3 protein-coding genes are annotated in these 3866 nt (G+C 70.1%); all 3 read left to right on the forward strand.

Translation table 11 applies throughout. The features are described 5' to 3' along the window. Nucleotides 1-69 precede the first annotated feature (69 nt). Nucleotides 70-1512, forward strand: a complete 1443-nt coding sequence (locus IY392_RS17295; protein WP_107755255.1) for an FtsW/RodA/SpoVE family cell cycle protein — start codon at nt 70-72, stop codon at nt 1510-1512. Between the two features lie 7 nt (nt 1513-1519). Beyond that, entirely contained in the window at nt 1520-2992 is a 1473-nt protein-coding gene (locus IY392_RS17300; RefSeq protein WP_107755254.1) for a penicillin-binding transpeptidase domain-containing protein, read from the forward strand. Continuing rightward, the coding region (locus IY392_RS17305) for a serine/threonine-protein kinase (RefSeq protein ID WP_194861907.1) at nt 2989-3866 on the forward strand (878 nt) is incomplete at its 3' end. The genes IY392_RS17300 and IY392_RS17305, both read left to right, overlap by 4 nt.

Genomic DNA, 3866 nt, shown 5'->3' on the forward strand with positions numbered 1-3866 from the left:
CCCGAACCCACTCCACGTCCCGCCCCGGCCTCGGTGCCGGGGGTCGACTGCCGGGCGGTGAGCTGACCTGTGACCACTCCCGCATCCGGAACGCCCGCGGTCACCGTCCCGCCCCGCCGCGGCAAGGAACTCGTCCTCCTCGTCGCCGCGTCGGTGATCGTCGGGTTCTCCCTGTTCCTCGTCCAACTGGCCCAGGAGCAGGAACTGAGCCTGACCCTGCTCTGGCTGACCCTGGCCTACCTGGGCCTGTGCGGGGTGGCGCATCTGCTGATCCGGTGGTTGGCGCCGTACTCGGACCCCGTGCTGCTCCCCGCCGTCGCCCTCCTCAACGGCCTCGGCTTGGTGCTCATCTACCGCCTCGACCTGGCCTACGCGGCGCGCGCCGTGGCCAACGGCAACGACCCGCCGGGGATGGACGTCACCAGACAGTTGCTCTGGACGCTGATCGGCCTGGCCTTCATGGCGGCCGTGTTGTACTTCCTCCGCGACCACCGGGTGCTGTCCCGGTACGGATACACCATGGGCTTCTCCGGCCTGGCGTTGTTGGCGATCCCGGCGGTACTTCCCGCCCGGTTCTCCGAGATCAACGGCGCCAAGAACTGGATCATCCTGCCCGGCTTCACCATCCAACCCGGCGAGTTCGCCAAGATCCTGCTCATCATCTTCTTCGCCTCGATCCTCGTCGAGAAGCGTGAGTTGTTCACCAGCGCCGGACGTCGCATCCTCGGCGTGGACCTGCCCCGCGGGCGGGACCTCGGGCCGATCATCGTGGCGTGGTTCCTCTCCCTGGGAGTGCTGGTGTTCAACACGGACCTGGGAATGGCGTTGCTGCTCTTCGCCACCGTGCTGACCATGCTGTACGTGGCCACCGAGCGGATCAGCTGGCTGCTCATCGGCGTCGTCCTCGTGGGCATCGGAGGCGTGTTGGCCTACGCACTGTTCGGCCACGTGCGGGTGCGGTTCCAGATCTGGCAGGACCCCTTCGCCTACTTCGACACCGGCGGTTACCAGAGCTCACAGGCCCTGTTCGGGCTCGCCTCCGGGGGCATGGGCGGCACCGGGCTCGGCAACGGGCGACCGGACCAGGTGCCGTTCGCGGGTACCGACTTCATCACCTCGACCATCGGCGAGGAGCTCGGCCTGATCGGCCTCGCGGCCGTGCTGATGATCTACGCGATCGTCGTCCTGCGCGGGATCCGGGTGGGCCTGACCATCAGGGACAGCTTCGGCAAACTGGTCGCCGTCGGCCTGGCGTTCACCGTCGCCATCCAGGTCTTCGTGGTGGTCGGCGGGGTCTCCACCCTCATCCCGCTCACCGGGCTCACCCTGCCGTTCATGGCCTACGGCGGGTCGAGCCTCCTCGCCAACTACGCCCTGTTGGCCATCCTGCTCCGGTTGTCGCACGACGCCCGTCGACCGATGCCCACCCCGCGTCAGACACCCGCGCTCGCCGAGGCGGCCACGGGCATGATGCGGACCCCGCTGCTGGCCCGCGTCCGGAAGGCCGGGTGAGCGCCGGGTGAACGCCGCCATCCGCAGGGTCGCGGTCGCCGCCATCGTCATGGTGGTGGCGCTGCTCCTCCAGCTCACCTGGGTCCAGGTCTTCCGCGCCGATGAACTGCGGGCCGACCCCCGCAACACCCGGATGCTGCTCGACGAGTACTCCCGCCAGCGCGGGCAGATCACCGCCGGGGGCCGCGTGCTGGCCATGTCGGTGCCCTCGGACGGCAGGTACGAGTTCGAGCGCACCTATCCCACCAGCCCGGTCGCGTTCGGTCCGACGGTGGGGTACTACTCCCTGCAGTACGCCACCTCGGGGATCGAACAGTCGCAGGACGCCTTCCTCAACGGATCGGACCCCAGGCTGCTCTCCCAACGCATCACCGGACTCATCTCCGGCCGGACCCCCCAGGGCGGGTCGGTGGAGCTGACCCTCGACCCCGCCGCGCAGGAGGCGGCCTTCGGCGCACTGCAACGGGGCGCCGGCCAGGGACCCTTCGTCGGCTCGGTGGCCGCGGTCCGGCCCTCGACCGGGGAGGTGCTGGCCCTGGCCTCCAGCCCGGCGTTCGACCCGAACGCGCTGTCCAGCCAGGAGCAGACCGTCCGCACCCAGGAGATGGAGCGGATCGAACAGAGCCCGGACCGGCCGCTGCTCAACCACGCCACGCAGCAGTCCCTGCCGCCCGGGTCCACCATGAAGGTCATCACGACGGCCGCCGCACTCGAATCCGGGATGGGACCGGAGACGCCGGTGTCCGGTGCGGACCGCACGCTGCTGCCCGGCACCTCCACGTTCCTGCAGAACTACGCAGGCCAGACCTGTGGTGGCGGCACCGTGACCCTCCGCACGGCGTTCGAACTCTCCTGCAACGTGCCGTTCGTGGAGCTCAGCCAGGAGATCGGCACCGACGCGTTCACCGAGATGGCCGAACGATTCGGTCTGGACGGCGGGGAACCGGATGAACTCGGGATCCCCGCGGCTCCGTCCGGCCTGGGCCAGATGGAGGACGCCGCGCAACTCGCCATGAGCTCGATCGGTCAGAGCGATGTCCGCATGACGACCCTGCAGAACGCCATGGTGGCGGCCACCGTCTCCAACGGCGGGGTACGCATGCAGCCCCAGTTGATCCGCTCGCTCACGGCGCCCGACCTCTCCGTGGTGCAGGGGTTCTCCCCTGAGGACGCGGGGCGCGCCCTGACCGACGAGCAGGCCGCCACCCTCACCGAGCTCATGGAGGGCGCGGAACGCAATGCCGGCGGCGGGCTGCCCGGGGTGACCATCGCCTCCAAGACCGGTACCGCCGAGCACGGCGTGGACGCCGCGACGACCGTGCCCTACACCTGGTACATCGCCTTCGTCCCCGGCCAGGACGTGGCCGTGGCCGTGGCGCTCGAGTCAGGTCCCGGCATCACCAGAGACACCGTGGGCTCCACCTACGCCGCCCCCATCGGCCGCGAGGTCCTGGGGGCACTCCTCGGGGGCGCGGGATGAGCCTGAACTCCGGAGCGGTGCTCTCCGGCCGGTACCGACTGCTGCGCCTGATCGCCACGGGCGGGATGGGACAGGTCTGGGAGGCCGCCGACGCGGTGCTGGACCGACACGTCGCGGTCAAGGTCCTCAAGGCCGAGTTCTCCTCCGATCAGGAATTCGTGGAGAGGTTCCGGTCCGAGGCCAAGGTGACGGCGCGGATCTCCCACCCGGGTGTCGCGACGGTCTACGACTACGGGCAGATCGACGACCCGGCCTCGGGAAACCCGCTGTCCTACCTGGTCATGGAGCTCGTGGTGGGCGAGCCGCTCTCCGATGTTCTCGCGCGCGAGGGGTCGCTACCGCTCCGCCACACCCTGGACATGCTCGAGCAGACCGGTCGCGCACTCAACGCCGCGCACGCCATCGGGCTGGTCCACCGGGACGTCAAGCCGGGCAACATCCTCATCACGCCCTCCGGGCAGGTCAAGCTCACCGACTTCGGCATCGCCAAGTCGATGGGGTCCGCGGCGGTCACCCAGGCCGGGATGGTCGTGGGCACGGCCCAGTACATCGCACCCGAGCAGGCCATGGGTCACGAGACCACCCCTGCCGGTGACGTCTACTCCCTCGGGGTCGTGGGATACGAGTGCGTGTCCGGGCGCAGGCCGTTCGTAGCCGACTCCCCGGTGAGCGTGGCGATGATGCACGTCCGCGAGACGCCGCCCCCGCTCCCCGACTCGGTACCGCCGTCGGTGCGCAGGCTCCTCTCCGACGCCATGGTCAAGGATCCGAACCGGCGGTACCCCGACGGGGAAGCCTTCGCCGAGGCGGTCTCGGACGTGCGCGCGGGCCGTGACCCGCGGCCCCCGCAGGCGTTCGCCGCGGCCGCCGGGGG

It is taken from the genome of Dietzia sp. SYD-A1, assembly GCF_015356725.1.
Classification (GTDB): domain Bacteria; phylum Actinomycetota; class Actinomycetes; order Mycobacteriales; family Mycobacteriaceae; genus Dietzia.